Source organism: Rahnella rivi, assembly GCF_019049655.1.
GTDB lineage: Bacteria > Pseudomonadota > Gammaproteobacteria > Enterobacterales > Enterobacteriaceae > Rahnella > Rahnella rivi.
Genome location: NZ_JAFMOX010000064.1, coordinates 296,151 through 322,365 on the forward strand (window position 1 = coordinate 296,151; position 26,215 = coordinate 322,365).

The 26,215-nt window shown below is 53.2% G+C and carries 20 protein-coding genes, 2 rRNA genes and 1 riboswitch; of the genes, 5 read left to right on the top strand and 17 right to left on the bottom strand.

What is annotated here, in order from left to right; translation table 11 throughout:
• Nucleotides 1–25: 25 nt before the first annotated feature.
• The 3 genes from ubiC to pgi all read right to left on the bottom strand — a co-directional run bounded on the left by ubiC (nucleotide 26) and on the right by pgi (nucleotide 2,858).
• Nucleotides 26–565 (bottom strand): chorismate lyase, encoded by a 540-nt coding sequence (gene ubiC, locus J1779_RS19125; RefSeq protein ID WP_056776024.1) that lies wholly within the window; start codon nucleotides 563–565, stop codon nucleotides 26–28.
• A gap of 90 nt (nucleotides 566–655) precedes the next feature.
• Nucleotides 656–1,063, bottom strand: a complete 408-nt coding sequence (gene psiE / locus J1779_RS19130) for a phosphate-starvation-inducible protein PsiE (RefSeq protein ID WP_056776022.1) — start codon at nucleotides 1,061–1,063, stop codon at nucleotides 656–658.
• A gap of 145 nt (nucleotides 1,064–1,208) precedes the next feature.
• Nucleotides 1,209–2,858 (bottom strand): glucose-6-phosphate isomerase, encoded by a 1,650-nt coding sequence (pgi, locus tag J1779_RS19135; RefSeq protein ID WP_056776020.1) that lies wholly within the window; start codon nucleotides 2,856–2,858, stop codon nucleotides 1,209–1,211.
• 260 nt (nucleotides 2,859–3,118) lie between these two features.
• Nucleotides 3,119–3,310: riboswitch (Lysine riboswitch) on the top strand.
• 106 nt (nucleotides 3,311–3,416) lie between these two features.
• Between pgi and lysC the strand changes: the two genes are divergently transcribed.
• Both lysC and panS read left to right on the top strand, forming a co-directional pair.
• Nucleotides 3,417–4,808: a lysine-sensitive aspartokinase 3 gene (gene lysC / locus J1779_RS19140; RefSeq protein WP_056776018.1), complete on the top strand. Its 1,392-nt coding sequence runs from the start codon at nucleotides 3,417–3,419 to the stop codon at nucleotides 4,806–4,808.
• A gap of 90 nt (nucleotides 4,809–4,898) precedes the next feature.
• Nucleotides 4,899–5,816: a ketopantoate/pantoate/pantothenate transporter PanS gene (gene panS, locus J1779_RS19145; protein ID WP_056776016.1), complete on the top strand. Its 918-nt coding sequence runs from the start codon at nucleotides 4,899–4,901 to the stop codon at nucleotides 5,814–5,816.
• A 76-nt stretch (nucleotides 5,817–5,892) separates the two neighbouring features.
• Here the strand turns inward: panS and J1779_RS19150 are convergent, their stop codons facing one another.
• The 7 genes from J1779_RS19150 to J1779_RS19180 all read right to left on the bottom strand — a co-directional run bounded on the left by J1779_RS19150 (nucleotide 5,893) and on the right by J1779_RS19180 (nucleotide 12,819).
• On the bottom strand, nucleotides 5,893–7,545 hold the full coding sequence (locus J1779_RS19150; protein WP_056776013.1) for a Na/Pi cotransporter family protein: 1,653 nt from the start codon (nucleotides 7,543–7,545) through the stop codon (nucleotides 5,893–5,895).
• A gap of 15 nt (nucleotides 7,546–7,560) precedes the next feature.
• Nucleotides 7,561–8,217 carry an HAD family hydrolase gene (locus J1779_RS19155; protein WP_217204517.1) on the bottom strand — a complete coding sequence of 219 codons (657 nt, stop codon included), beginning with the start codon at nucleotides 8,215–8,217 and terminating at the stop codon, nucleotides 7,561–7,563.
• Complete coding sequence (locus J1779_RS19160; protein WP_056776008.1) at nucleotides 8,214–9,206, bottom strand: ABC transporter ATP-binding protein; 993 nt, start codon at nucleotides 9,204–9,206, stop codon at nucleotides 8,214–8,216. The genes J1779_RS19155 and J1779_RS19160 overlap by 4 nt, the downstream gene beginning before the upstream one ends.
• Nucleotide 9,207: 1 nt before the next feature.
• Nucleotides 9,208–9,993 carry an ABC transporter permease gene (locus tag J1779_RS19165; protein WP_183848296.1) on the bottom strand — a complete coding sequence of 262 codons (786 nt, stop codon included), beginning with the start codon at nucleotides 9,991–9,993 and terminating at the stop codon, nucleotides 9,208–9,210.
• A 22-nt stretch (nucleotides 9,994–10,015) separates the two neighbouring features.
• Entirely contained in the window at nucleotides 10,016–10,858 is an 843-nt protein-coding gene (locus J1779_RS19170) for an ABC transporter permease (RefSeq protein ID WP_056776004.1), read from the bottom strand.
• A gap of 26 nt (nucleotides 10,859–10,884) precedes the next feature.
• Entirely contained in the window at nucleotides 10,885–11,682 is a 798-nt protein-coding gene (locus J1779_RS19175) for an alkaline phosphatase family protein (protein WP_183848295.1), read from the bottom strand.
• 78 nt (nucleotides 11,683–11,760) lie between these two features.
• A complete protein-coding gene (locus tag J1779_RS19180; protein ID WP_056775999.1) occupies nucleotides 11,761–12,819 on the bottom strand; it encodes an ABC transporter substrate-binding protein in 1,059 nt (352 codons plus the stop codon).
• 202 nt (nucleotides 12,820–13,021) lie between these two features.
• Here J1779_RS19180 and J1779_RS19185 point away from each other — a divergent pair, with 202 nt between their 5' ends.
• Nucleotides 13,022–13,732 carry a UTRA domain-containing protein gene (locus J1779_RS19185; RefSeq protein WP_217204518.1) on the top strand — a complete coding sequence of 237 codons (711 nt, stop codon included), beginning with the start codon at nucleotides 13,022–13,024 and terminating at the stop codon, nucleotides 13,730–13,732.
• A 150-nt stretch (nucleotides 13,733–13,882) separates the two neighbouring features.
• Here the strand turns inward: J1779_RS19185 and metH are convergent, their stop codons facing one another.
• Nucleotides 13,883–17,584, bottom strand: coding sequence for a methionine synthase (gene metH / locus J1779_RS19190; RefSeq protein WP_217204519.1), 3,702 nt, complete (start codon nucleotides 17,582–17,584; stop codon nucleotides 13,883–13,885).
• Nucleotides 17,585–17,832: 248 nt separating this feature from the next.
• On the opposite strand from metH, the gene iclR reads away from it, so the two are divergent.
• Together iclR and J1779_RS19200 are read left to right on the top strand one after the other, a co-directional pair.
• Nucleotides 17,833–18,675 (top strand): glyoxylate bypass operon transcriptional repressor IclR, encoded by an 843-nt coding sequence (gene iclR, locus J1779_RS19195; protein WP_056775992.1) that lies wholly within the window; start codon nucleotides 17,833–17,835, stop codon nucleotides 18,673–18,675.
• A gap of 117 nt (nucleotides 18,676–18,792) precedes the next feature.
• Nucleotides 18,793–19,542, top strand: coding sequence for a hypothetical protein (locus J1779_RS19200; protein WP_217204520.1), 750 nt, complete (start codon nucleotides 18,793–18,795; stop codon nucleotides 19,540–19,542).
• A gap of 35 nt (nucleotides 19,543–19,577) precedes the next feature.
• Here J1779_RS19200 and aceK read toward each other — a convergent pair whose 3' ends face one another.
• The 6 genes from aceK to J1779_RS19230 form a co-directional block, all read right to left on the bottom strand.
• A complete protein-coding gene (gene aceK, locus J1779_RS19205; protein WP_217204521.1) occupies nucleotides 19,578–21,299 on the bottom strand; it encodes a bifunctional isocitrate dehydrogenase kinase/phosphatase in 1,722 nt (573 codons plus the stop codon).
• A 52-nt stretch (nucleotides 21,300–21,351) separates the two neighbouring features.
• The gene (gene aceA / locus J1779_RS19210) at nucleotides 21,352–22,674 is read right to left on the bottom strand and encodes an isocitrate lyase (protein ID WP_217204522.1); all 1,323 of its coding nucleotides are present in this window, start codon (nucleotides 22,672–22,674) and stop codon (nucleotides 21,352–21,354) included.
• A 40-nt stretch (nucleotides 22,675–22,714) separates the two neighbouring features.
• Entirely contained in the window at nucleotides 22,715–24,313 is a 1,599-nt protein-coding gene (gene aceB, locus J1779_RS19215; protein WP_217204523.1) for a malate synthase A, read from the bottom strand.
• A gap of 372 nt (nucleotides 24,314–24,685) precedes the next feature.
• Nucleotides 24,686–25,615: a homoserine O-acetyltransferase MetA gene (metA, locus tag J1779_RS19220; RefSeq protein ID WP_056775984.1), complete on the bottom strand. Its 930-nt coding sequence runs from the start codon at nucleotides 25,613–25,615 to the stop codon at nucleotides 24,686–24,688.
• Between the two features lie 292 nt (nucleotides 25,616–25,907).
• Nucleotides 25,908–26,023: ribosomal RNA gene (gene rrf, locus J1779_RS19225) — 5S ribosomal RNA — on the bottom strand.
• A 115-nt stretch (nucleotides 26,024–26,138) separates the two neighbouring features.
• Nucleotides 26,139–26,215: ribosomal RNA gene (locus J1779_RS19230) — 23S ribosomal RNA — on the bottom strand; the annotation flags it as partial.

The window sequence follows — 26,215 nt, forward strand, 5'->3', positions numbered from 1 at the left end:
TGTTCTCCTTGTTGATTAGTTTGGGTCATGTCCCGCTCACTTTGCCCTCTGGGCGGTGAACCGGTGAATCTGGCAGGAAGATTTCCGTCAGCAGCAGCGGTTTATCAGAAAGGCGCAGACGCGAGCGGCGCGCCCACAGATCGCCCCGCTCACTCTGTAACTGCCCGAGATGAATGTAATCGCGGGTCAGATTATTGCCGCTAAACAGGTAGCGTCCAAGCGGCACGGTGCCGAGATCAACCAGCGCCAAATCCGGCCCGGTCAGTGTCTCTTCGGGGATCACGGTGCGTCCGAGCAACCACGGCTCGGCATCACCGAACAGCACAATTTCCCGAACCCAGTAACGGGCGCTTTCCGGGAGTTGCTGCGCTTCACTTTCGCCAAGCTCTGCGCGGGTCACAAAACACTCATTTTGAGGTTTAACGGTGACAGTAACACCCTGTTTTTCAAAGCGACGGGTCATGGATCCCATTTCCATCAGCCAGTCAGCAACATCCGCAGGGACATCTGTCGGGTCGTTAAACCAGTGAATCGGGGGTTGTGCAGGGGAATGGGAATCAGACATCAACGGCTCCGTAATGGAGGTATTCATACCTCCAATGAATTATCTGCCTCGTATTCTAACGCATGAATGCGAGGCAGTAATCGCATCATTTTACTCGCGGCGCAGACGCTCACTGTTGGCCAGGAACAGCGTCACAACCAGAACCAAAATCGCGCAGGCGTAAACCAGCGTGTCATAAGGACTTTTGTGGTCAACAATAATCAGGCGGATAATTGCCGTGATGCCGATATAAATAAAATAGCGCAACGGGAAGTGATAGCCCGATGAAAAATACTTGATAATCAGCGCGATAAACTCGAAATAGAGGAAGTAAATGACAATCCCCTCTATCAGAAGATATGACGATGACTGATCGTTATTCACGAACAGTACCATTGCCAGATGATAGGTTTCGCGCCCGATAAAAATCATCAGGATCGCCGCCAGCCCTAATAAAAAAACGTTCAAAATTCGCTGCATGATGACCGATATCATCGTTGCACGTTTTGATCCTGCCATGTGATCTACATCCCACTTTTGTTATTAATACCCGCAGAATACCACAGAGTCCGCACAGTAAAAGCGGCATTAAAAAAGGGTCAGCCTGTTACGGCTAACCCTTTTATTTTGGCGGACTTTAGCGATTTACGACTTTGCTAAAGACTTATGCACGCCAGTTTTTGAAGCGGTTGATCAGACCATTGGTTGAACTGTCATGGCCGGTCACGTCTTTGTCGCCTTCCAGCTCTGGCAGAATACGGTTTGCCAGCTGTTTGCCCAGTTCTACGCCCCATTGGTCGAAGGTGTAGATGTTCAGGATAGCGCCCTGAGTAAAGATTTTGTGCTCGTACATCGCGATCAACGCACCCAGGCTGTATGGCGTGATTTCACGCAGCAGGATGGAGTTGGTCGGACGGTTACCTTCGAACACTTTAAACGGCGCGACGTGTTTAACGTCTTCCGGTTTTTTACCCTGGTCGGCGAATTCTTTCTCAACCACGTCCAGAGATTTACCAAATGCCAGCGCTTCTGTCTGAGCAAAGAAGTTAGACAGCAGTTTCGCGTGATGATCGCTCAGCGCGTTGTGGCTGACAGCCGGCGCGATGAAGTCACAAGGAATGATTTTGGTACCCTGGTGGATCAGCTGATAGAACGCGTGCTGACCATTGGTACCCGGCTCACCCCAGATGATCGGGCCTGTCTGGTAATCCACCGGGTTGCCGTTACGGTCAACGAATTTACCGTTAGATTCCATGTTGCCTTGCTGGAAGTACGCCGCAAAACGGTGCATGTACTGATCGTATGGCAGGATGGCTTCGGTTTCAGTGCCGTAGAAATCGTTGTACCAGATACCGATCAGCGCCAGCAGAACCGGCAGGTTTTTCTCTGCAGGGGTATTGGCGAAGTGGTTATCCATCGCGTGAGCACCGCTCAGCAGTTGTTCGAAGTTTTCGAAACCTACGGACAATGCGATAGACAGGCCGATTGCAGACCACAGAGAGTAACGGCCGCCGACCCAGTCCCAGAATTCGAACATGTTGTCGGTGTCGATACCAAACTCACCCACAGCTTTGCCGTTGGTAGACAGCGCCGCGAAGTGTTTCGCCACGTGTTTATCATCGCCCGCCGTTTTCAGGAACCAGTCACGCGCGCTGTGGGCGTTGGTCATGGTTTCTTGCGTGGTGAAGGTTTTTGACGCCACCAGGAACAGCGTGGTTTCCGGCGACAGGTCTTTCAGCGTTTCGGCGATGTGCGTGCCGTCAACGTTGGAGACGAAATGCATATTCAGATGGTTTTTGTAAGGGCGCAGCGCTTCGGTCACCATGAACGGGCCGAGGTCAGAACCGCCGATACCGATGTTCACGATGTCAGTGATCGCTTTACCGGTATAGCCTTTCCAGTCGCCACCGATTACGCGCTCGGTGAAGCCTTTGATCTTCGCCAGCACGGCGTTCACTTCCGGCATGACATCTTTGCCATCGACCACAATCGGCGTGTTGCTGCGGTTACGCAGGGCAACGTGCAGAACAGCGCGGTCTTCGGTGCGGTTGATCTTCTCGCCAGAGAACATCGATTTGATTGCACCCTGAAGATCAGTCTCTTTGGCCAGGGCTTGCAGCTTATCCAGAGTTTCTGAAGTGATGCGGTTTTTAGAGAAATCGACCAACATCTGGTCTTCAAAAGTGGCAGAGAACTTCGAGAAACGATCACCATCTTCAGCAAACAGATGGCTAATCTGCACATCTTTCATCGTGTCGAAATGCTGCTGCAGGGCTTGCCAGGCAGCGGTCTGAGTTGGATTGATATTTTTCATAGCAATGCTCTTAGGCTGAGAATAAATATGAGGTAACTGTCCCGATTGTATCCTGAACTTCCCGAGATGAGATGCCTTTTCTTGCGATAGGCCAGATCTGTGGATTCACAATGACTGAGAACAATATTAGATGACAATCGCTCAAAATGTGGCGCGCTAAGCCGTCAGACCGTTGACAGACGCGCCATAACCCGTTATTCCTAAGCACCTAACTTACGCATAGCTTATCCCCGAAATCATTCACGTCGCCGGGGTATGCGTGAGCCAGAAGAGGCGCGTCGCCCAGGCAGTGTACCGGAGGAGCCGAAATCCTGCGAAGGTGCATCAGGGGGAGCGGCGCCGAGGTCAGATGCTGACGGCAGGCAGACGATCGACCACAGGGGCTGAATCCTCTGGGTTGTCACCGACATACCCGAAAAAGGGTATTGGCATGGTGGGGCGCTTCTGGGTGTATCGTAGTATCTCTACGTCTGCCCCCGTTTCCCGCTCTCCCCTTGTGCCAATTCTTATGGATTAGCTGGCTGTCACGATGTTGATGGCCCGGACATGAGGTTTTACATGAATTACGCAGCATCCCGCAACGCCAACCCACAGCCTTTTGGCAGCGTCATCGTCGCCAAATTCGGCGGTACCAGCGTGGCGGATTTCGACGCGATGAACCGCAGCGCAGACATCGTTCTTGCGCGCCCTGAAGTTCGTCTGGTCGTTCTCTCCGCCTCTGCGGGCGTCACCAATTTATTAGTCGAGCTGGCCGTCGGTAAAGAAACCGAGCGCCGCGTGTTCCTGCTTGATGAAATCCGCCGTATCCAGAATGCCATTATTGATCGTCTCGATAACCCCACGGTTATTCGTGAAGAAATTGGCCGCATGCTGGAAAATATTGCGATGCTGTCAGAAGCGGCGAGCCTCGCGACGTCCACCGCGCTGACCGACGAACTGGTCAGCCACGGCGAACTGATGTCCACCCTGCTGTTTGTTGAAATCGTACGCCAGCGCAACGTGCCCGTGGAATGGTTTGATGTGCGTAAAGTCATGCGCACCAGCGACCATTTCGGCCGCGCAGAGCCGGACACGCAGGCGCTCACCGACCTGACCCTTCAGCAATTGCAGCCACGTTTACAGAATGCGCTGGTGATCACCCAGGGCTTTATCGGCTCGGAAGGCAAAGGCCGCACCACCACGCTGGGCCGTGGCGGCAGCGATTACACCGCCGCATTGCTGGGCGAAGCGCTGGGGGCTGTGCGCGTCGATATCTGGACTGACGTACCGGGTATTTACACCACTGACCCGCGTCTGGTTCCGGCGGCAAAACGTATAGATCGTATTGCGTTTGAAGAAGCGGCGGAAATGGCGACCTTCGGCGCCAAAGTTCTGCACCCGGCCACCTTGCTGCCTGCGGTACGTCGCGGCATTCCGGTGTTTGTCGGCTCCAGCAAAGATCCTTCGGGCGGCGGCACTCTGGTGTGTGATACCTCCGATAACCCGCCGCTGTTCCGTGCCATTGCCCTGCGTCGCCGGCAGACGCTGGTGACGCTGCACAGCCTGAGCATGTTGCATTCACGCGGTTTCCTCGCCGACGTGTTTGGTATTCTGGCGCGCCACAATATTTCCGTTGATTTGATCACCACCTCTGAGGTCAGCGTCGCGCTGACCCTCGACACCACCGGCTCGACGTCTTCTGATGCCAGCCTGCTGACCACGTCGTTGCTGACTGAGCTGTCGTCACTGTGTCGTGTTGAAGTGGAAGAGAATCTGGCGCTGATCGCCATTATCGGCAACAAACTGTCGCAGGCCTGCGGCGTGGGCAAAGAAGTGTTCGGTGTATTGGATCCGTTCAATATCCGCATGATTTGTTACGGCGCGAGCAGCTATAACCTGTGCTTCCTGGTGCCGGGCAGCGATGCCGATCAGGTCGTTAAAACTCTGCACCGCAACCTATTCGAACAATAACGGGCGCGGTATCTGAGAAGACCGGGCCTTGTGCCCGGTCTTTTTTTTGTCAGTACTTTTGCAAAACAACAAAGACAAGGATCATCCTCAATGTTAGCCATAATCACCCGCCTGTTTCCGCTGTGGGCCGTGCTGTTATCCGTCGCGGCCTATTTTTCGCCGACCACCTTCACGCCTATCGGCCCCCATGTGTCTACCCTGCTGATGCTGATTATGTTCGCGATGGGCGTCACCCTTGAATTCGGGGATTTCAAACGCGTCCTTTCCCGCCCCGGCCCGGTAGCCGCCGCCACCTTCCTGCATTATCTGATCATGCCGCTGGCGGCCTGGGTACTGGCAAAACTGTTCCACATGCCCGCGGATTTATCTGCCGGCATGATTCTGGTTGGCAGCGTTGCCAGCGGCACGGCATCCAACGTAATGATTTATCTGGCGAAAGGTGACGTCGCCCTTTCCGTGACCATTTCTGCGGTTTCCACGCTGGTCGGCGTTTTCGCCACGCCACTGCTGACGCGCTTATATGTGGATACGCACATCAAGGTGGATGTGGAAGGCATGTTGCTGAGCATTTTGCAGATCGTGGTTATCCCGATTTTGGCTGGCCTTATCATTCATCATCTGTTCACGAAAATCGTGAAACGCATCGAACCGCTGCTGCCGCTGTTTTCCATGGTGTGCATCATCGCCATCATCAGCGCCGTAGTGGCCGGAAGTCAGGGCTTTATCGGTTCCGTAGGTTTAGTGGTGATTGTGGCGGTGATTCTGCACAACGGTATCGGTCTGCTGAGCGGGTACTGGGGCGGGAAGCTGTTTGGCTTTGACGAAACCACCTGCCGCACGCTGGCGATGGAAGTCGGTATGCAGAACTCGGGTTTGGCCGCGACGCTCGGGAAAATGTACTTCTCCCCGCTGGCCGCGTTGCCAGGCGCCCTGTTCTCGGTCTGGCACAATCTTTCCGGCTCGTTGCTGGCCGGTTACTGGTCGGGTAAACCGGTCAAAAAAGACTGATTTCAGACATTTAAAAGAGCAATAAAAAACGGGCGCCTTCCTCAGCGCCCGTTTTTTTTACTCATGAAAGCGGATATTAAACCCGCTTCATATCATCATTCGGTTCACGCTGTTCATCTTCCTGCTCGTCCTGATCCAGCACGTTATACGCGACCGCACAGAACAACGAATTCAGACGCTTCATGTCGCCCAGCAGGCCAAGGTGCAGCGAACTGGTTTCGATACTCTGCACGTTATGCTGATGCAGGCGGTCAACGTGCGCGTGCGCATAACGGCGGTCAAGAATACGGAAACGATGTTTAGAACGGCGCAGACGACGGGCGCTGGTCAGGTCATTCGACAGGAACACCCCGAGGCTAAGACGCAGGTTATCCAGCAGTTTTTCGTGCAGCGCGTCCAGTTCCACCAGCCCTTCAGGGGAAAATGCGCGGCGCGTGGCATGAGATTTCGCCGTAATATCGCCGGTCATGCGCTCGATAATATCGCCCGCCTGCTCCAGGTTGAGCGCCATTTCGATGATTTCAGCCCAGCGGCGTGAATCCTCTTCGCCCAGCCCTTCTTTGTTGATTTGCGCCAGATAAAGTTTGATGGCGGTGTACAGCACGTCCACATCGTCATCGAGACGGCGCACTTCGCGATCCTGTGCCAGTTTGCCGTGCATAACTTCCCGGTTGAGGATCAGCATGTGTTCCACCACGTCGCCCATGCGCAGGGTTTCGCGGGCGGCATTGGCCAGCGCCAGCGTGGGGGTATCAATCGCACTGACGTCCAGATGGCGCGGGCGCAGGCGCGGATCGTCTTCCGGCACATCAGCAATCATCATCTCGCACACTCTGGCCATCGGCGCGGTCAGTGGCACCATCGCCAGACAGCGGATCAGGTTGTAGAACATGTGGAAATAGATCACCAGCTCTTCGTCCGGAATGCCCAGCCGCGCCAGTTGCGTCGAGAGCGGCCCGACAAACGGCAGCACAATCACCAGACCAATCAGTTTAAACAGGGTGCTGCCGAGCGCCACGCGGCGGCCCGCCGCATTCATTTTGCTGGCGTTGATCATCGCCAGTAAACCGCTGCCAAGGTTGGCACCGATCACCAGGCACAATGACACTTTCAGGGAAATCACGCCGGTTGCCGTCAGCGTGGCGGTCAGAAGAACGGCTGCCAGACTCGAGTAACTGATGATGGCAAAAACCGCGCCGGTCAGGGCATCAAGCAGCACATCACCGGTCAGCGAGGAGAACAGCACTTTGACGCCCGACGCCTGCATGATCGGCGTCGCCGCGGAAACAATCAGTTCAAGCGCCAGTAAAATCAGCCCGAGGCCAATACCGACGCGCCCCATCTGGCCGGCACGGGTTTGTTTACGGCTGAGGAAAAACGCCACGCCGACGAAGATAAACAGCGGAGAAAGCCAGGAGAGATCGAACGTCAGGATACGCGCCATCACGGCGGTACCGACATCCGCACCGAGAATGATCACAAGCGCAGGTGCCAGCGCAACCAGCCCCTGAGAAACAAAGGACGTCACCAGCAGCGCGGTGGCATTACTGCTTTGCACCAGCGCGGTCACACCAATACCGGCCACGAAGGCCAGCGGTTTTTTTTCTACGCTACTGCTCAGCACACGGCGCAAATTGGCGCCGAAAACACGCATGATGCCGGTACGGACGATGTGCGTCCCCCACACCAGCAGCGAGACAGCAGATAACAGATGAAGAAGGGTTAACACGAAAAAACAGCTCCATTAACGCCAGGCATAGACCGGCCATCCTGCCTGCCGGGCGTGCTGGAGCAGGATGGCGTCCGGATTCACTGCATGCGGCTGACCCACTTTGGTCAGTAACGGCAGATCGTTATGAGAATCCGAATAAAAACTGGCTTGTTGCAGCAGGGATGCGTCCTGATTGATGAGTTCCAACAATCGCGAAACCTTGCCCTCGCGATAGGTCATCGTTCCCTGCGTGGCCCCGGTAAAGCGGCCATGCTGAATGTCTATACCGATCGCCAGCGTTTCCTCAACACCGAGGAAACGGGCGATCGGTCGCACCAGATGCTCACCGGACGCGGAGATAATCACCGTCCGGTCGCCCTGTGCGCGGTGAGTGGCCAGACACTCACGCGCCTGCGCATAAATGCGCGGTGCGATAATTTCTTCTACGTACCGGCCAACCATCGCCGCCACGTCATGTTCACTGCGACCGGTCAGCGGCATCAGGGTACATCGCATGTACTCCTGCATATCCATCTTTCCCACCGCATATTGTTGCATCAGGGCGGCGTCCTGTTGCAGGAAAGCCTGTTTATCGGCCACCCAGCCCTGTGCCACCATATACGCTGACCACAGGCTGGAACAGTCGCCGCTAATCAGGGTTTCATCGAGATCAAACAGCGCCAGTTTCATGCAACTTCCCGTAACGTAACAAGATCTAACTGTAGACCAATATCGCTGCCGTCGGCGCGAAGTGAGGCCACAGAACGGTTTAAAACATCCACAGAAAGCTCCACGCCGTGCGCTAAAACGCGATAGCGCACAACGTTACCGAGCAGGCTGTGGCTGAGGATTTTTGCCGGTATCCCTTCAATCAGTTCGCACATCGTGACCGATTCAGGACGAATGGCGACGCGGCCAGTGTAGGTCATGCCGGTCAGCGCCATCGCCTGTTCAGGGCTCAGCAGATTGTAGCTGCCGATAAAGCCTGCGGCGAACGCATCGACAGGTTCAGTATACAAGGTTTCGGCATCGGCATTTTGGACGATTTGTCCTTTGTTCATGAGCACAATCCGGTCTGACATGGTCAGCGCTTCTTCCTGATCGTGGGTGACAAAGATCGCGGTAAGGTTCATTTCACGCTGTATACGGCGGATTTGTTCACGCAAATGCTTACGGATGCGGGCATCGAGCGCCGACAGCGGCTCATCGAGCAGCAACAGACGCGGCTGCGTCACCAGCGATCGCGCCAGCGCCACACGCTGACACTGCCCGCCGGAAAGCTGATGCGGATAACGTTTGGCATAATCGCTCATTTCCACCAGTTCCAGCACCTCGCCGACGCGGCGATGCACTTCAGCAGCGGGCAGTTTCTGCATTTTCAGGCCAAAAGACACGTTAGCCTCGACACTCATATTGGGAAACAACGCATAGCTCTGGAAGACCATGCCGATGCCGCGCTGTTGTGGCGGCAATGGCACAATATCCTGCCCCTGGATCAGAATTTTTCCGCTGTCGACGGAGGTCAGGCCGGCCAGACAGCGCAGCAGCGTTGATTTTCCGCAACCGCTCGGCCCGAGGAGGGTCACAAATTCACCCTCTTCGGCAGAGAAATCAATGTTGTGAAAAATCTGCGTCGGGCCATACGATTTGTTGAGTTGAGTGACCTGCAAATATGACATATCAGCTCTTTCCTTTGTTCAGTATGTTCGCCACCCAGGTAAACATCAGGACGACCATAAAATAGGAGATGACCAGCGCGCTGGTGAAATGGCCGCTGCCATTACGCATGTTGTAAAGATAGACCTGCACCGTTTCATAACGGCTGCCTGCCAGCAGGTTGGCGAACACGAATTCACCAATCAGGAAGGAGAATGAGAGCAGGACTGCGATCATCCCGCCTTTGCGTAAGTTCGGTAAAACCACCAGCAGCGCCGCTTTCCAGGTGCTGGCTCCCAGCAAATGCGCGGCGTCCATCAGGTCACGCAGGTTGATGGCCTGCATGTTGTTGGAGATGGCGCGATAGATAAACGGCAGCGCGATAGTGAAGTAACAGCCAATCAGGATCCACGGCGTCCCGGTGAGGGGAAAAGGGTCGCCGGAGTAGAGCTGCATCAGACCGACGGAAGACACCACCGGCGGCACCGCAAACGGCAGCAGGATCAGGATATTCATCAGCGCATCGAGCTTAGGGAAATAGTAAGCGATCACAAACATCAGTGGCAGGATCAGCACCAGCGAGAGGAAAAGCGTGCCGAAACACACCAGCAGCGAGTGCCAGAGCGCGATAAGAAATCGCGGATCACTCCATAACGCCACCAGCCATTTCAGCGTAAAACCGCTTGGCAAAATCGTCGCGCCCCACTCCTGCACCAGCGCATACACCAGCGTCGCCAGCAGCGGCAGCATCAGTAAAATCAGTAAAACCCAGATCACCACACGGTGGTAAATTGCTTCAGACCGCGACATGTTACGTTCCTTTTTCCGGCAATCAGCTGCGCTGACTGAGATAACTTTTACGCAATAACCACTGATGGATCAGCGTGATAAAGGCCATCAGCACCACCAGTAACATCGCCAGCGCACTGCCCATATTGGGGTCGAGGGAAATATCGCCGGACACCAGCGCGGCAATACGCACCGGCACAACGTTAAAATTGCCGGTGGTCAGGGCGTACACCGTGGCGTAGGCGCCGAGTGCATTGGCGAGCAAAATCACGAACGTCCCCATCAGCGCCGGAAACAGTACCGGCATACCGATGTAGCGCCAGTAACTCCAGCGGCCGGCCCCCAGCAAAGCGGCAGACTCCCGCCAGTCTTCGCGCAGCGCATCAAATGCCGGGTACATCAGCAATACGCCCAGCGGGATCTGAAAATAGGTATAGAGAACGATCAGTCCGCTTTTTGAATACAGATTGAAGTTTTCCATCAGCCCGTATTTTTGCAGCAGCAGGGTCAGGCAGCCGTTAAGACCGAGCAGTATCACAAAGGCGAAGGCCAGCGGGACACCCGCAAAGTTACTGGTCATGTTGGTAAACGACATCACGAAGTCATGCAGCTTTGTCGGGCCGAGCTGGCGAAGTGAGTAACTGCCCACTAACGCAATCAGCAAACCGTAGACGCTTGACCAGATCGAAATATCCAGCGAGAAACGCATGGCCTGCAGATAGAACGGCGAGGTCAGGATGTCGGTGTAATTTCCCAGCCCCCAGGCTTCATAGGTTTCACTGTAAAAGCTGCTGACCGCAATCCAGGCCAGCGGCGCCAGCTGAAAGGCAATGAAGAACACCAGAAACGGCAGCATAAACAGCGCTGCAATCCACTTAGCTTTCATCGGGTATCCTTTAAAAGTGACGGGATTCAGGCCAGTAATGCCGCGCAGTGTGGCTTATCGTGGGCAATATTGAGGATCTGACAAAGGGTTCCGCACAGCTCAGTTTGCAGAGGCGCGGCGTCTTGCAAGCTGAACGCACTGCCGAAAACAAATAACGGCACCTGGCGCTCTTCCGGCAAAATGCCGCCGTGGCTGCGATCGTCGTTCATGCCGTGGTCAGCGGTGACAATGACCTGATAACCCGCATCGAGCCAGTCCCCCAGATAGCGTGACAGGATGCCGTCTGCCGTCCGCGCTTTGTTGCGGTACTGAGGCGTCGACAGACCAAATTTATGCCCGGCGTCGTCAATGTTCATCGGGTGGATCAGCAGGAAATCCGGATCGTGGCGGCGGCGCAGACTCTCGGCATCGTCGAACAAATGCGAATCCGGGTAGACGTCGTCGTAATAAAAATGACCGTGCTGAATAGCCAGCGTGTCATCGCTGGTATGGCGGTCCCTCGGCGGGTCGAACGGCGTGCGGTTATACAACTCACTGACCCAGTGATAGGCCGCAGCTGCCGTCGTCAGACCGGCGTCGCGGGCATAATGAAAAATACTGCGCTGTGTGGATAACCGGTCAACCTGATTATTCACAATGCCGCTCATCACCGGCGTGATGCCGGTGAGGATGCACTCATACAGTGGCCGGGACAGCGAAGGCAGTGCACATTCCAGCGGATACAAGCGGCCGCGTCCTGCGGCACACTGCGCCTGTAAATACCCCATTGCGTCGTGGCCGACCTGATAATTCAGGCCGTCCAGTACTACCAGAATGCTCTTCATGACACGTTTGCCTTTGGTGCAGGTGTTGTAATGAAAACAATGCTTTCGCTGTTCGCTTTTATTTTATTGATCCCACGCTTACTGCTGCATATTGATCATGACGTTTTCCTGCCACAGGCGAGGCAAGGTTTTAGCGCTCTTATCCCAGGCAGCCGTATCCGCAATCGGATGCGCATTTTTGTACTCGCTCGATGGCAGCAGTTTGGCTTTCACATCATCAGGCAGGGTGATGTGGTCGGCACGGATCGGACGGGCATAACCCTGCGCTAAGTTGATCTGGCCTGCATCAGAGAAGATGTATTCGCGCGCCAGTTTGGCGGCGTTCGGGTGTTTGGCGAATTTGTTGATGATGGTGGTATAGCCGGAAGTGATGGAACCATCAGATGGGATCACCACGTCGAAGCGGGTTTTGTCGATTTTGTCGCGATAGCTCAGACCGTTGAAGTCCCAGACCACACCGACCTGCACTTCACCTTTTTCCAGAGAGGCGATCACCGGGTTAGTGAGGCTCAGACGCCCTGCTTTCGCCAGCTTGCCAAAGTATTCCAGCCCCGGTTTCAGGTTAGTTTCGTTACCGCCCATGGCGTAAGTGGCTGCCAGCACGCCGTTGGCGGCCTGCGCTGCGGTGCTCACATCGCCGATAGTGACTTTGTATTTACTGTTCAGCAGATCGGCCCAGCTGTGCGGCTCATCTTTCACCTGAGATTTATCAATGATGAAAGCAATGGTGCCGGTGTAAGCGAGTGCCCACATACCTTCTTTATCTTTCGCCCAGTCCGGCACCTGATCCCAGGTGGTCGGTTTGTAAGGCTGGGTGACGCCCTTCTGCACCGCTACCGGCCCGAACGCGGCTCCTACGTCGCCAATATCTGCGCTGGCGTTGTCTTTTTCCGCGAGGAATTTGGCGATTTCCTGCGCCGAGCTCATGTCAGTATCGCTGTGTTTGAGGCCATATTTGGTGCTCAAATCACTCCAGGTTCCCTTCCAGTTCGCCCAGTCATCAGGCATACCGACGCTGTTTACCGTGCCTTCAGCTTGCGCCGCTTTCACGAGTTCAGCAGGAGGCTCAGCGGCAAAAGCGGCAGAGGTGGACAATACGAGCGCGCTGGTTAACACAGAAGCGAACAACTGTTTCATAACGGATGCTCCAGATGGTAGTGTGTGAAGTGCTGGTCTAGTCCAGCAAGAACCAAGCCAATCTAACGATCAATTGTGATAATTATATGTCAGCGTGAAAAAGCAGCAGTTTTAAGCTTACAGCTGTTAACGGGCGCACATTATTTACACAGTAAAGGGTCGGATTGGTGCAAAAACGCACTGAAATGAGGCTTGCTGACCGATGGGTGAATCGCAGACGACCGTTGCCGTGATTTGTAAGGCGTTAAGTGAAAGTATCGCAACGGGGGCATTTTCAGCCGAGGGAAGGCTGCCTTCTGAGCGTGCGCTGAGTGACCACTTTTCCACAACCCGCATCACGCTGCGGGAAGCATTGAGCCAGCTCGAAGCGCAGGGGCTGATTTATCGCGAAGTCCGGCGCGGCTGGTTTGTGTCACCGCCGCGCATTGTCTATAACCCGTTGCAAAGAAGTCATTTTCACGCGATGGCGAAAGATCAGGGGCGCGATGCGCAAACTGAAGTCATTGATGCGAAATATTGCGTTGCCAGTGAGACGGTCTGCCAGAAACTCCTGTTGCCATCAGGGAGTGAGGTGATTTGTATCCGCCGGTTACGTTATATCGACAAGCGCCCCGTTTTGTATGTCGAGCACTACCTTAATCCGCTGTATTTTCAGGGTATTCTCGACGCCGATCTCACGACATCTCTGACAGATTTATACGCTGCCCGCTATGATATTCATTACGGACGCGTTCGTTTTGATATGGTGCCCACGCTGCTGTCCGAGCAAGCTTCACGCGCGCTGAGAGTCGCCTCCGGCAGTCCGGCGCTGTTTATTACGCGCACCAACCGCGACCAGCACGATCGGGTCATCGACTGCGATCTGGAATACTGGCGCTATGACGCGCTGCACATTGATGTAGAAGTGAATTGATTTCAGTGGGCAAAAACACTGCCGGGATACCCTGAATCATTCGGGATGAATCAAGGCGGCAACTGAATGAACCCCAGTCACTTATTTTAGAAAGTGACTGGGGTTTGTGATAGCAGGCCAACGCAGAGTCAGCATGAAGGATGACAGGTATTAGTCGGCGTCGTAACCCAGGTTTGGCGCCAGCCAGCGTTCAACTTCGGCGACCGGCATATTCTTACGCGCGGCGTAGTCTTCGACCTGATCGCGCTGAATCTGCGCCACGGCGAAATATTTGCTGTCCGGGTGGCTGAAGTACCAGCCAGAAACTGCTGCTCCCGGCCACATCGCAAAAGATTCGGTCAGTTGCATGCCGGTGTTGGCTTCCACATCCAGCAACGTCCAGATTTGACCTTTTTCCGTATGTTCCGGACAGGCCGGATAACCCGGCGCCGGACGTATCCCCTGATAATTCTCGCGGATCAGCTCTTCATTGCTCAGGTTCTCGTTGGCCGCAAAGCCCCAGTAGACCTTACGCACTTTCTCATGCAAATATTCTGCAAAGGCCTCCGCCAGACGGTCAGCCAGCGCTTTGATCATGATTTTGTTGTAGTCGTCGTGCTGCCTGTCATAGGCCTCGGCCAGCGCGTCTTCCTCCAGCCCGCCGGTCACGGCGAATGCGCCCATGTAATCTTTCTTACCGCTGGATTTCGGGGCGACAAAGTCAGCCAGGCAGTAGTTGGCGAAATCGGTTTTTTCCGTTTGCTGGCGCAGATGATGGCTGACAACCAGCACATCCTGACGACGCTCATCGCTGTAGATCTCAATATCATCGCCCCTGCGGTTTGCCGGGAACAGGCCGACAACGCCACGCGGGTTGAGTAATTTCTCTGCGGAGAGTTTATCGAGCAGGTCATTGGCATCTTTAAACAGGCGCTTCGCCTCTTCGCCGACCACTTCGTCTTCAAGAATGCGCGGATATTTTCCGGCCAGCGACCAGGTCATAAAGAACGGCGTCCAGTCGATGTAATTGCGCAGCGTTTCAATGCTGGCTTCCACTTTCTGTACGCCCAGACGGTGTGCCACCGGCGGCGTGTAGCTTTCCCAGTCAATGGTGGTGGCGTTATCACGCGCGACCTCCAGACTGACCGGCGGCGTGCGTGGTTTTTTACGGCCATGCTGAATACGCACGGTGTCGTACTCTTTGCGCGTGCGCTCGATGAAAGGGCCGCGCTGTTCATCGGACAGCAGCGCAGACACCACGCCCACCGAACGCGAGGCATTTTGTACATAGACCGTCGGGCCGCTGTAGTTTTGCTCGATTTTAACGGCGGTGTGCGCTTTGGAGGTCGTTGCGCCGCCGATCAGCAGCGGCATTGTGAAGCCACGTCGCTCCATCTCTTTGGCCACGTTCACCATTTCATCCAGCGAAGGTGTGATCAGGCCGGAAAGCCCGATGATATCGACCTTTTCTTCGATGGCCGTTTTCAGAATTTTGTCAGTCGCGACCATCACGCCAAGATCGATAATCTCGTAGTTATTGCACTGCAACACCACACCGACGATATTTTTGCCGATGTCATGCACATCGCCTTTCACCGTAGCCAGCAGGATTTTGCCGTTGGTTTTGCCTTTCTCTTTGCTGGCTTCAATGTATGGCTCGAGGTAAGCCACGGCCTGCTTCATCACGCGGGCAGATTTCACCACCTGCGGCAGAAACATTTTACCGGCGCCGAATAAATCGCCCACCACGTTCATGCCGTCCATCAGCGGCCCTTCGATCACTTCAATCGGGCGCGCAGCCTGCTGGCGGCACTCTTCCGTATCCAGTTCGATAAACTCGGTAATGCCTTTAATCAGCGAGTATTCGAGACGTTTTTTTACATCCCATCCGCGCCATTCGGCCTGCTGCTTATTGGCTTCCCCATCATCTTTATTGCCGCGATATTTCTCCGCCAGATCGAGCAGGCGCTCAGTACCGTCGTCGCGCCGGTTAAGGATCACGTCTTCAACGGCATCGCGCAGTTCAGCCGGGAGATCATCATAAATGGCTAACTGACCGGCGTTAACAATCCCCATATCCATACCGTTCTGGATGGCGTGATAGAGGAAAACGGCGTGAATGGCTTCGCGAACGTGGTCATTACCGCGAAACGAGAATGAGACGTTGGAAACACCGCCGGAAATCAGCGCGTGCGGCAGCTGCGCTTTGATATCTGCGCAGGCCTCAATGAAATCGACAGCATAGTTGTTGTGCTCTTCGATGCCGGTGGCGACCGCAAAAATGTTCGGATCGAAAATGATGTCTTCCGGCGGAAAACCGACTTTCTCTGTCAGCAATTTATAGGCACGACGGCAGATTTCTATTTTGCGTTTGCGGGTATCCGCCTGCCCGGTTTCATCGAAGGCCATCACCACCACGGCGGCACCGTAACGGCGAACCATGCGTGCATGATGCAGGAAAGCTTCCTCGCCCTCTTTCATGGAGATCGAGTTAACAATGCCTTTTCCCTGAATGCATTTCAGGCCCTGTTCTATGACGTTCCATTTGGAGGAATCGATCATGATCGGCACACGGGCAATATCCGGTTCACCGGCAATCAGATTGAGGAAGCGCACCATCGCCGCTTCCGCGTCGAGCATCCCCTCATCCATATTAATATCAATGATTTGCGCGCCGCTTTCCACCTGCTGGCGGGCGACGGCGAGCGCTTCTGCGTATTTTTCTTCTTTGATCAGCCGCTTAAAACGGGCGGAACCGGTCACGTTAGTTCGTTCGCCGACGTTCACAAACAGCGTTTTCGCATCGATGGTCAGCGGTTCAAGCCCGGCCAGACGACAGGCAACCGGAATGTCAGGCAGAACGCGCGGCGGCACGCCTTCTACGGCTTTCACCATCGCCGCGATATGCGCGGGCGTGGTGCCACAACAGCCACCGACGATGTTCAGAAAGCCCGAACGGGCCCACTCACCGATGTGCTCCGCCATTTCTTTGGCTTCCAGATCGTACTCACCAAAGGCGTTCGGCAGACCGGCATTCGGGTGGGCGGTGACGTAGCATTCCGCGATACGTGATAGTTCGGCGACATATTCGCGCAATTCATCCGGCCCCAGCGCGCAGTTAAGACCAAAGGTCAGCGGCTTAACGTGACGCAGTGAGTTGTAGAAGGCTTCGGTGGTCTGGCCTGATAAGGTTCGCCCAGAGGCATCGGTGATGGTGCCGGAAACCATCACCGGCAGCACGATGCCCAGTGCTTCAAATTCAGTTTCTACCGCAAAGGTGGCGGCTTTGGCGTTAAGCGTGTCGAAAACGGTTTCGATCATGATCAAATCCGCGCCACCTTTAACCAGCGCGCGGGTAGATTCCCGGTAGGCTTCTACCAGTTGATCAAAAGAAACGTTGCGATACGCCGGATCGTTCACATCCGGGGAAATTGAGGCGGTACGGTTAGTCGGCCCTAACACACCGGCCACATAACGCGGTTTGTCCGGCGTGCGGGCGGTCCACTCATCGGCGCACTGGCGCGCCAGCCGGGCCGCTTCGTAGTTAATTTCAGCTGACAGCGATTCCATATGGTAGTCAGCCATCGCGATGGTGGTCGAGTTAAAGGTGTTGGTTTCGAGGATATCGGCGCCAGCAGCCAGGTAGCCATTGTGGATCTCGACGATCACTTCAGGTTTGGAGAGCACCAGAAGATCGTTATTGCCTTTAAGATCGCTTTCCCAGTCAGCAAAACGTTCGCCACGGTAGTCCTCTTCTTCCAGACGATAGCTTTGGATCATGGTGCCCATGCCACCGTCCAGAACCAAAATGCGCTGTGCCAGCTGCTTATGTAGCGCCTCTACTCGATTAGTCACTTTCACCTCATCACCCATCACGCACACCCGGCAAATTGTTCATTTCTGCGCCGGAAATTATGGTCAACATCCTAGCATACCTTCCCCGGCCAAAAGGCCGTGCCGACGTGAGACTTTTTCAATTCGGGAAGACATCCCGCAAATAGCGTGCAACACATCGGATGAGCGCAAAGGCAGGTTGCGATCCATACTGTAAAAACGAAAACCAATTCCAAAAACGATTTTTTCTTTGCCAGTCTTTGGCGCATCTTATAAGGAACAGACTCATGGCAACTTCCGCATCCACTCCGGCCAAACGTGTTAAAAAACCTAAAGCCGCTGCCGCGACAGGCAGCGCCGCCACCGGGCAGGTGCAATCCCTGACACGTGGACTGAAATTGCTGGAATACATTGCCGAAGCTCAGGGCAGCGTGGCGCTGACTGATCTGGCACAGCAGGCCGGTTTACCGAATTCCACCACCCACCGTTTGCTGACCACCATGCAACAGCAGGGGTTTGTTCGTCAGGTCGGCGATTTGGGTTTGTGGACCATAGGTTCACATGCCTTTGTGGTGGGCAGCAGCTTCCTGCAAAGTCGTAATTTACTGGCGATGGTGCACCCGATGCTGCGCCGTCTGATGGAGGAATCTGGAGAAACGGTGAATCTGGCGGTACTGGATCACAGTGATTATCAGGCGATCATCATCGATCAGGTGCAATGCAATGCGCTGATGCGCATGTCCGCCCCCATCGGCGGAAAATTACCGATGCATGCTTCGGGCGCGGGGAAAGCTTTTCTTTCCACGCTGCCGGAAGAGCGGCTGGTGAAGTTGCTGCATAAAATCGGATTGCACAGCTATACGCCGCTGACCAAAACGTCTCCGGTAAACCTGAAACAGGAGCTGGCCGACACCCGTAAACGTGGGTATGCCTTTGATGATGAGGAACATGCACTTGGCCTGCGCTGCGTGGCGACCTGCATTTACGATGAGCATAATGATGCGTATGCCGCTATTTCGATTTCAGGCCCGATCTCGCGCATCACCGACGATCGTGTGACCGAGTTAGGTGCATTAGTTATCCATGCAGCGAAAGAAATTACGCAAGCCTATGGCGGTGGTAAGCATTAAAAGAGAAAATAGCGGGGTAGCAAATGGGCCGAAAGGCAGGCTACGGATTTTCAAAGACAGTCAGGATAACCTCTGTTTTTGAAAAATAGCACCCGTGTTTTATAAGGATATTTCACATTGAATCACAGAGAATTAAAATTGCTGGAAACCTATTTTTCTTTCGGACTTAAGGAAAAACATTTAGAAAGGATAAAAAAAGCCAATTCGCTAAAGTATCCTTTAATGCCAATGGAGGTTGTGTTGAACACCCCGCAAACGCCGGCAAGAAGAGATAAGATTTTCACTTTGCAACATAGCCTGGCCGAAGGTTATTCTATTACGCCTATTGAAGGATCCTCTATATTTAATCCGCCTTTAAATGGTCGCTTCTTGTTTGTTATTCTTTCCAGCAACCCTGCACAAATTTATTGCGGATTAGCTTACGACTCCATTAATCAGTTTTTAGCCTTCGAAAGTTCTGGCAGTAATAAATCTGACAGAGGCGCTGATGCAATGGGTAACGTATTTAATTCGACCACCCGGTGCGAAGTTGAAGGGCATACTTCACTGACACAATGCCAGGACGTGCTTTTTGCCGGAGACATGCTTTTCAATCATCGTACTTTAGTATCATGGAGTAACGCGAGCGGGCATTATCAACCTGCACCGGATCGCCGTCATACGAATCTCTATCCTAATATTAAGAAAATCCTTCCGGAGAGCCTTTTTAGTGCGTATGACTTTGAATGCCTGAGTACGGGCGCTGACAGACAATTTAGCTCGGCAGGTTCTGCAAGTTCGCGGGGCATGTCCGATATTTCAAGTTTTTCCTCCTTTGGCTCTCATTGCAGCAGAGCATCCAATATGAGTGATGGATATAACAGCTAAATAATCTCAGAATTTTTAATTATATATCAGGGTATTCAATGCCCTGATATATTTTTCAGACGCTGCTTTTGTCTGTAGGCATAAACATCTTCCACATGACCGCTCAGGATCCTCTGCTGGAGTCTTTGCCAGTAATCTGTTTTAAAGATATCGCCGTGTAGATTTTCCAGCACATGCCGAATGCGCGGATCAGTACACAGGAAATACCGAAACTCTTCCGGGAAAACATCTTGTGGCGCGATGCTGTACCAGGGTTCGCTGGCGAGTTCATCTTCGGGATAACGCGGTGCAGGGATATTGCGGAAATTCACTTCTGTCATATAACAAATTTCGTCGTAATCATAGAACACTACCCGTCCGTGGCGGGTGACACCGAAATTTTTAAACAACATGTCACCCGGAAAAACATTAGCCGCTGCCAGTTGTTTTATCGCGTTGCCATATTCTTCAATCACATCATACAGTTGCTGATCGCTCGCCTGTTCCAGATAGATATTCAGCGGTGTCATGCGTCTTTCAATGTAGAGATGCCGAAGCGCAATGCTGTTTCCCAGATCTTCTATTTTGGCCGGCACTTCGCGTAGTAATTCTGCCATGAGTTCAGGGCTGATATTTTTCTTCTCCAGAATAAAATGCTCGAACTCCTGGGTATCCGCCATTCGCCCCACGCGGTCGTGTTCTTTCACCAGCTGATAGCACGCCATAACCTGCGCTTCGGTGACCTCTTTTTGAGGTGAAAAACGGTCTTTAATCACCTTAAACACCCGGTCACTGCCCGGCAGGGTAAACACCAGCATCACCATTCCTTTTACGCCCGGTGCAATAATGAACGATTCATTTGTCTGCGCCATAAAGCGTAAATGCTCACGGTAACATTCGGTTTTGGCGTGCTTCTGGCAGCCGATCGCGCTGTAAAGTTCAGCGGTGGTTTTAGCGGGTAAAATCTCGCGCAACCATTCCACCAGCGTGCCCGGCTGAGGGGCATACACCATAAAATAGGAACGGGCAAAACCAAACACGATGCTGGCGTCATCGCTGCCCGTCAGGCAGGCATCGACAAATAATTCATTTTTATGGCTCAGATGTACCGGCAGCAACAGCGGAAAAGTCTGCTGATTAACGCGGATTTTTCCAATGACCCACGCCGCTTTGTTGCGGTAGAAAATTTCAGTCGCCATTTCAAGAACCGCATCTGAGAGTTCTGCCACGTCAAAACGCTGCTTCAGCACAGTGATGATTAATCCGACATCACGCCGGGCGTCTTCCCAGGGTAAACGTATCGGCAAATCATCAAGCACTTTCCCGAGGCGATCGGCGAGATGACCCTGTACCGGATACTGTCTGGCTAACGGACGCGCGCAATGTTGCGGACGGTGAACCGGCTGTTCGCTGAAAATAAAGAGTTTGTCTGCGGTCAGATCCCGATGTTTAAAGATCCGGCAGTAGACGGAATTAAAGAAACTTTCGGCAATTTCTGCCCGCGGATAGTCTGGCAGTAAACCGGAATAACAGCGCTTAACGCGGATAAGGAATGCCGCATCATAAAAATGCGGACCGGTAATGCATTTCAGCTGCGCGACCACCAGCCCGACATGATGATCATAAAGGTGGATCCGCTGTTTCATCGCCGCCTGTACAGCTGACCAGTCTGCCTGCTCGAAACGCCGCTGAGCCCCCGCAGTGACTTCCAGAAAACGGCCATACTGTGCATCGAATCCCTGCAAAATCGTCTGAGCAATCAACAACTCTATGCGCATAGTCTGGGTTCCTGAAGGCGAAATGCCCGGCTGACACCGGGCTGAAGAGAAATCAGTGAGGCGTTGGGGAAAACTGCTGTTCCTCCGTCGAACCGGTTAACGCAGTGACTGAAGAATGTCCGCCCTGAATGATGTTGGTGACCTTATCAAAGTAACCGGTCCCCACTTCCTGCTGATGCGAGGCAAAGGTATAGCCGCGCCCTATCGCCGCAAACTCCGGTTCCTGAACTTTTTCGACATAATGCTTCATGCCCTCACCCTGCGCGTAGGCATGTGCCAGATCAAACATGTTGAACCACATGCTATGGATACCCGCCAGCGTGATGAACTGGTACTGATAGCCCATCGCAGCAAGCTGATCCTGGAAGCTGGCAATGGTCTTGTCGTCGAGATTTTTCTTCCAGTTAAAGGATGGCGAACAGTTATAAGCCAGTAATTTTCCGGGGAATCTGGCGTGAATGGCGTCCGCAAAACGCCGGGCCAGCGCCAGATCTGGCGTAGAGGTTTCGCACCAGACGATGTCCGCATAAGGCGCATACGCCAGTCCGCGGCTGATCGCCTGCTCGATACCGGCATTCGTGCGGTAAAAGCCTTCGTGTGTTCTCTCACCGGTAATAAACTGATTGTCATACGGGTCGCAGTCAGACGTCAGCAGATCCGCAGCGTCGGCGTCGGTTCGGGCAACCAGTAGCGTCGGCACGCCAAGCACATCCGCAGCCAGACGCGCAGACACCAGTTTCTGGACCGCTTCCTGAGTCGGCACTAACACCTTGCCGCCCATATGACCGCACTTTTTCACCGCAGCAAGCTGGTCTTCAAAATGGACCGCCGCCGCACCCGCTTCAATCATGGATTTCATCAGCTCAAAGGCATTGAGTACGCCGCCAAAACCGGCTTCAGCATCAGCCACAATCGGCAGGAAATAGTCGGTATAGCCCGGCTGACCCGGTTCAATGTTATTCGACCATTGGATCTGATCTGCACGGCGGAAGGTGTTATTGATCCGCGCCACCACTTCAGGCACTGAATTCACCGGATATAACGACTGATCCGGATACATGCTCGAAGCCGTATTGGCGTCGGCGGCAACCTGCCAGCCGGAGAGATAAATGGCTTCAATACCGGCTTTTGCCTGCTGTAAAGCCTGACCGCCAGTCAACGCGCCGAGGCAGTTCACATAACCTTTGCGTGACGAGCCGTGCAATAAATTCCACAGACGGGAGGCTCCGTGCTGAGCCAGAGTACATTCCGGATTGACAGAACCGCGCAGACTGATCACTTGTGCTGCAGTGTAGGGGCGGGTGATCCCTGCCCAGCGGGGTTGTTTCCATGTTTCTTCAAGCTGCTGAATTTGCTGATTACGTGTTGTTTTCATGGCGAGTGCTCCGGTCTTTTTATAAGTAGGGTAAGAAAGATCAGGCCAGGAGCTGATAGCCCGGCAGAGTCAGGAAGTCGATGAGTTCGTCCTGTGTGGTGATTTTTTCCATCAATGCAGCGGCCTGTGTGAAGCGACCGGCGCTGAAACGCTGTTCCCCCAGCTCCTGTTGGATCACCAGCATTTCTTCATTCAGCATGCGCCGGAACATCGGCTTGGTAACAAGCTGGTCATCGCTGAGCGTTTTACCGTAGTGGATCCACTGCCAGATCGAGGTGCGGGAAATTTCTGCGGTCGCCGCATCTTCCATCAGTCCGTAAATCGGCACGCAGCCGTTGCCGGAAATCCAGGCTTCGATATACTGCACGGCCACGCGGATATTGGCGCGCATTCCCTCTTCAGTGCGATCGCCGGCACAAGGCTCCAGCAACTGCTCTGCGGTGATACCAGCATCTTCTTCACGTAATACCTCAAGCTGGTTTGAGCGATTACCCAGCACTTTATCGAACACTTCAAGCACGGTGTCAGCCAGCCCCGGATGCGCTATCCAGGTACCGTCATGCCCGTTTTTTGCCTCCAGCTCTTTGTCCGTTCTGACTTTGTTCAGTACCCATTCGTTACGCCGGGCATCTTTGCTGGGAATAAATGCCGCCATTCCCCCCATCGCGAAGGCGCCGCGTCGATGGCAGGTTTTGATCAGTAATCGTGAGTAAGCATTGAGGAAGGGCTGCGTCATGGTGACTGACTGGCGATCGGGAAGAACGCGATCGCCGTGATTTTTCAGCGTTTTGATATAGCTGAAGATGTAATCCCAGCGGCCACAGTTCAGGCCAACGATGTGATCACGCAGGTGGTAAAGAATTTCGTCCATCTGAAAAACGGCGGGCAGGGTTTCAATCAGCACCGTCGCTTTGATCGTGCCGCGCGACAATCCCGCATAATCTTCGGCAAAGCTGAAGACCTTGCTCCACCAGTCAGCTTCCTGATAAGACTGCATTTTCGGCAGGTAAAAATAGGGACCGCTGCCTTTTGACAACAAGGCGCGATGGTTGTGGAAAAAGTACAAAGCAAAATCAAACAGCGAACCGGGAATGGCTTCGCCCTGCCAGGTGACATGCTTTTCCGGCAGATGCAGACCCCGAACGCGGCAAATCAGCACGGCAGGGTCTGGCCTGAGCTGATAAATCTTGCCCGACTCATTGGTGTAGCTGATCGTGCCATTAACGGCGTCACGCAAGTTAATCTGCCCCTCGATGACTTTCTGCCAGTCCGGAGCCAGTGAATCTTCGAAATCCGCCATGAATACTTTTACATTGGCATTGAGCGCGTTAATGACCATTTTGCGTTCAACAGGGCCAGTGATTTCAACACGCCGGTCCTGTAAATCAGCAGGGATACTACGGATTTTCCATTCGGATTTTTTAATGGAATCAGTTTCCGAAATAAAATCAGGCAGCTCTCCCTGATCAATTCTCTGCTGTACAGCGATGCGTTCGGCCAGCAGGCGATTACGCTGTGGCGTGAAACGCATGACCAGTTCCGCAAGAAAATCGACGGCTTCCTCTGTCAGAATATGTGTTTCGTGCTCACCAAAACGGCGTGTGAAGCCAAGCTGACTGCGGATAATTTGCTCTGACATCGCTATTCTCCTGATTTATCTGCTTAATCTGCCAGACCGCCTCACTTAGCAGATACTTTTAGGGTAGAAAACAATCCAGCGTCGTCAGATGCAACGTTTGACGATTTGGCTCTGGTTATTTATTGCCCGATAGATTTAAGCGTAATCAGGATTTCCACAAAATCAAAAACGATTTCCATTTTATTTTAAATAAAAATAATTTGTATTTATGATCAATAAGATATGAAGAAAATTAATTTTCAAAAAATGATAATGAATTTCGTAATTGCATATGGAATATGACGAAGGGGGATTTCTTAGAAGGGATAAATCTGGCAGACGTTGAAATGGAACAGACGATCGCGGGGATCGTCTGTCAGAACGTGCAAAGTATTACTCGAGGGTAGGGTTCATCTGGCGAAGATCAAACGGTGTGATTTGATAAACGTAGTAATTCAACCAGTTAGTGAAGAGCAAATGCCCGTGGCTACGCCAGGTCGCTTTAGGAGAGAGCTCTACATTATCCTGCGGGAAATAGTTATAGGGCATATCGGGAGAAAGACCGGCCGCGACATCTCGCAGATATTCACCGGCCAGCGTGCCTGCATCATATTCAGGATGGCCTGTAACGAACGCCATACGCTTATCTTTCGTCGCGAAAAGGTAAGCACCCGCTTCCTCTGACTCCGCCAGTATGTCGAGATCTGTGTACTGACGCAGCACATCTGCCGGAAAATCAGCATAGCGTGAATGTGGAGCCAGGAAGGTTTCATCAAACCCGCGGGTGAGCAGTGCGACAGATTGCAACGTCTGGTGCGGATATACGCCCGAGAGCTTGGTTTCACGGGTCATCTTGGGTATGTCGTACAACACATTTAAAGCAGCCTGAACGGCCCAGCAGACAAACAGCGTTGACGTGACATGTTCTTTTGCCCAATGAATAACCCGTTCAATCTCAGGCCAGTAAGCTACATCACAAAAATCGACCAGACCAAGAGGTGCGCCCGTGACGATCAGACCATCATAATTGTCATGCTGGATATCTTCGAAATCACAGTAGAAATTATTCAAATGCTCGGCGGGTGTATTTTTTGACTCGCGGCTGTCGATACGCAGCAGCTGCACATCTATCTGCAATGGAGAGTTGGAAAGCAGCCGCAAAAACTGATTTTCAGTCTCAATTTTTTTCGGCATCAGGTTGAGAACCAGCACCTTAAGAGGACGGATTTCCTGGGTTTTCGCACGTGAAGAGGTCATGACAAAGACATTCTCATTGCGCAGGAAATTAACGGCTGGTAAATCATCTGGAACCCGGATCGGCATAACAACTTCCTCACTGCATCCATTTATACGTTTAGACTTCTAGACAGCCGAAGATAACGGTTTTTTGAATCAATGTCGAGCCTGCATCCGGTAAGTGAAAATGTTTCAGCTTAGGTTATTAATTTAGAGGATCTGGTTATAAAGAAAGGAAAATAAGGGGCGGAGAGAGATAAAAAGAATGCTTCAGGATGTCAATTTATGCGGGTAATTGAACAATTAATGAACACGATTACTCAAATTCCACACAGCAAAAAGCCCTGTACGTCAGTACAGGGCTTTCCACTTGTTTGATGCCTGGCAGTTCCCTACTCTCGCATGGGGAGACCCCACACTACCATCGGCGCTACGGCGTTTCACTTCTGAGTTCGGCATGGGGTCAGGTGGGACCACCGCGCTAGTGCCGCCAGGCAAATTCTGTTTCATCCATAACGCGCACCTTAAATCAGGCTTGCACTACGAACCAATCTCGGAACTTCAGCTGAAAATCTACTTCAGAGCCACTCTAAAACACCTTTGGTGTTGTAAGGTTAAGCCTCTCGGGTCATTAGTACTGGTTAGCTCAATGCATCGCTGCACTTACACACCCAGCCTATCAACGTC

What these genes read in the sequence shown, in the direction of transcription:
- panS (WP_056776016.1), top strand. Translation starts at nt 4,899, where the DNA reads ATGTTAGCCATAATCACCCGCCTGTTTCCGCTGTGGGCCGTGCTGTTA.
- psiE (WP_056776022.1), bottom strand. Translation starts at nt 1,063, where the DNA reads ATGGCAGGATCAAAACGTGCAACGATGATATCGGTCATCATGCAGCGA.
- J1779_RS19175 (WP_183848295.1), bottom strand. Translation starts at nt 11,682, where the DNA reads ATGAAGAGCATTCTGGTAGTACTGGACGGCCTGAATTATCAGGTCGGC.
- J1779_RS19160 (WP_056776008.1), bottom strand. Translation starts at nt 9,206, where the DNA reads ATGTCATATTTGCAGGTCACTCAACTCAACAAATCGTATGGCCCGACG.
- J1779_RS19170 (WP_056776004.1), bottom strand. Translation starts at nt 10,858, where the DNA reads ATGAAAGCTAAGTGGATTGCAGCGCTGTTTATGCTGCCGTTTCTGGTG.
- aceA (WP_217204522.1), bottom strand. Translation starts at nt 22,674, where the DNA reads ATGAAAACAACACGTAATCAGCAAATTCAGCAGCTTGAAGAAACATGG.
- J1779_RS19165 (WP_183848296.1), bottom strand. Translation starts at nt 9,993, where the DNA reads ATGTCGCGGTCTGAAGCAATTTACCACCGTGTGGTGATCTGGGTTTTA.
- aceB (WP_217204523.1), bottom strand. Translation starts at nt 24,313, where the DNA reads ATGTCAGAGCAAATTATCCGCAGTCAGCTTGGCTTCACACGCCGTTTT.
- lysC (WP_056776018.1), top strand. Translation starts at nt 3,417, where the DNA reads ATGAATTACGCAGCATCCCGCAACGCCAACCCACAGCCTTTTGGCAGC.
- iclR (WP_056775992.1), top strand. Translation starts at nt 17,833, where the DNA reads ATGGCAACTTCCGCATCCACTCCGGCCAAACGTGTTAAAAAACCTAAA.
- aceK (WP_217204521.1), bottom strand. Translation starts at nt 21,299, where the DNA reads ATGCGCATAGAGTTGTTGATTGCTCAGACGATTTTGCAGGGATTCGAT.
- pgi (WP_056776020.1), bottom strand. Translation starts at nt 2,858, where the DNA reads ATGAAAAATATCAATCCAACTCAGACCGCTGCCTGGCAAGCCCTGCAG.
- J1779_RS19155 (WP_217204517.1), bottom strand. Translation starts at nt 8,217, where the DNA reads ATGAAACTGGCGCTGTTTGATCTCGATGAAACCCTGATTAGCGGCGAC.
- metH (WP_217204519.1), bottom strand. Translation starts at nt 17,584, where the DNA reads ATGGGTGATGAGGTGAAAGTGACTAATCGAGTAGAGGCGCTACATAAG.
- J1779_RS19185 (WP_217204518.1), top strand. Translation starts at nt 13,022, where the DNA reads ATGGGTGAATCGCAGACGACCGTTGCCGTGATTTGTAAGGCGTTAAGT.
- J1779_RS19180 (WP_056775999.1), bottom strand. Translation starts at nt 12,819, where the DNA reads ATGAAACAGTTGTTCGCTTCTGTGTTAACCAGCGCGCTCGTATTGTCC.
- ubiC (WP_056776024.1), bottom strand. Translation starts at nt 565, where the DNA reads ATGTCTGATTCCCATTCCCCTGCACAACCCCCGATTCACTGGTTTAAC.
- metA (WP_056775984.1), bottom strand. Translation starts at nt 25,615, where the DNA reads ATGCCGATCCGGGTTCCAGATGATTTACCAGCCGTTAATTTCCTGCGC.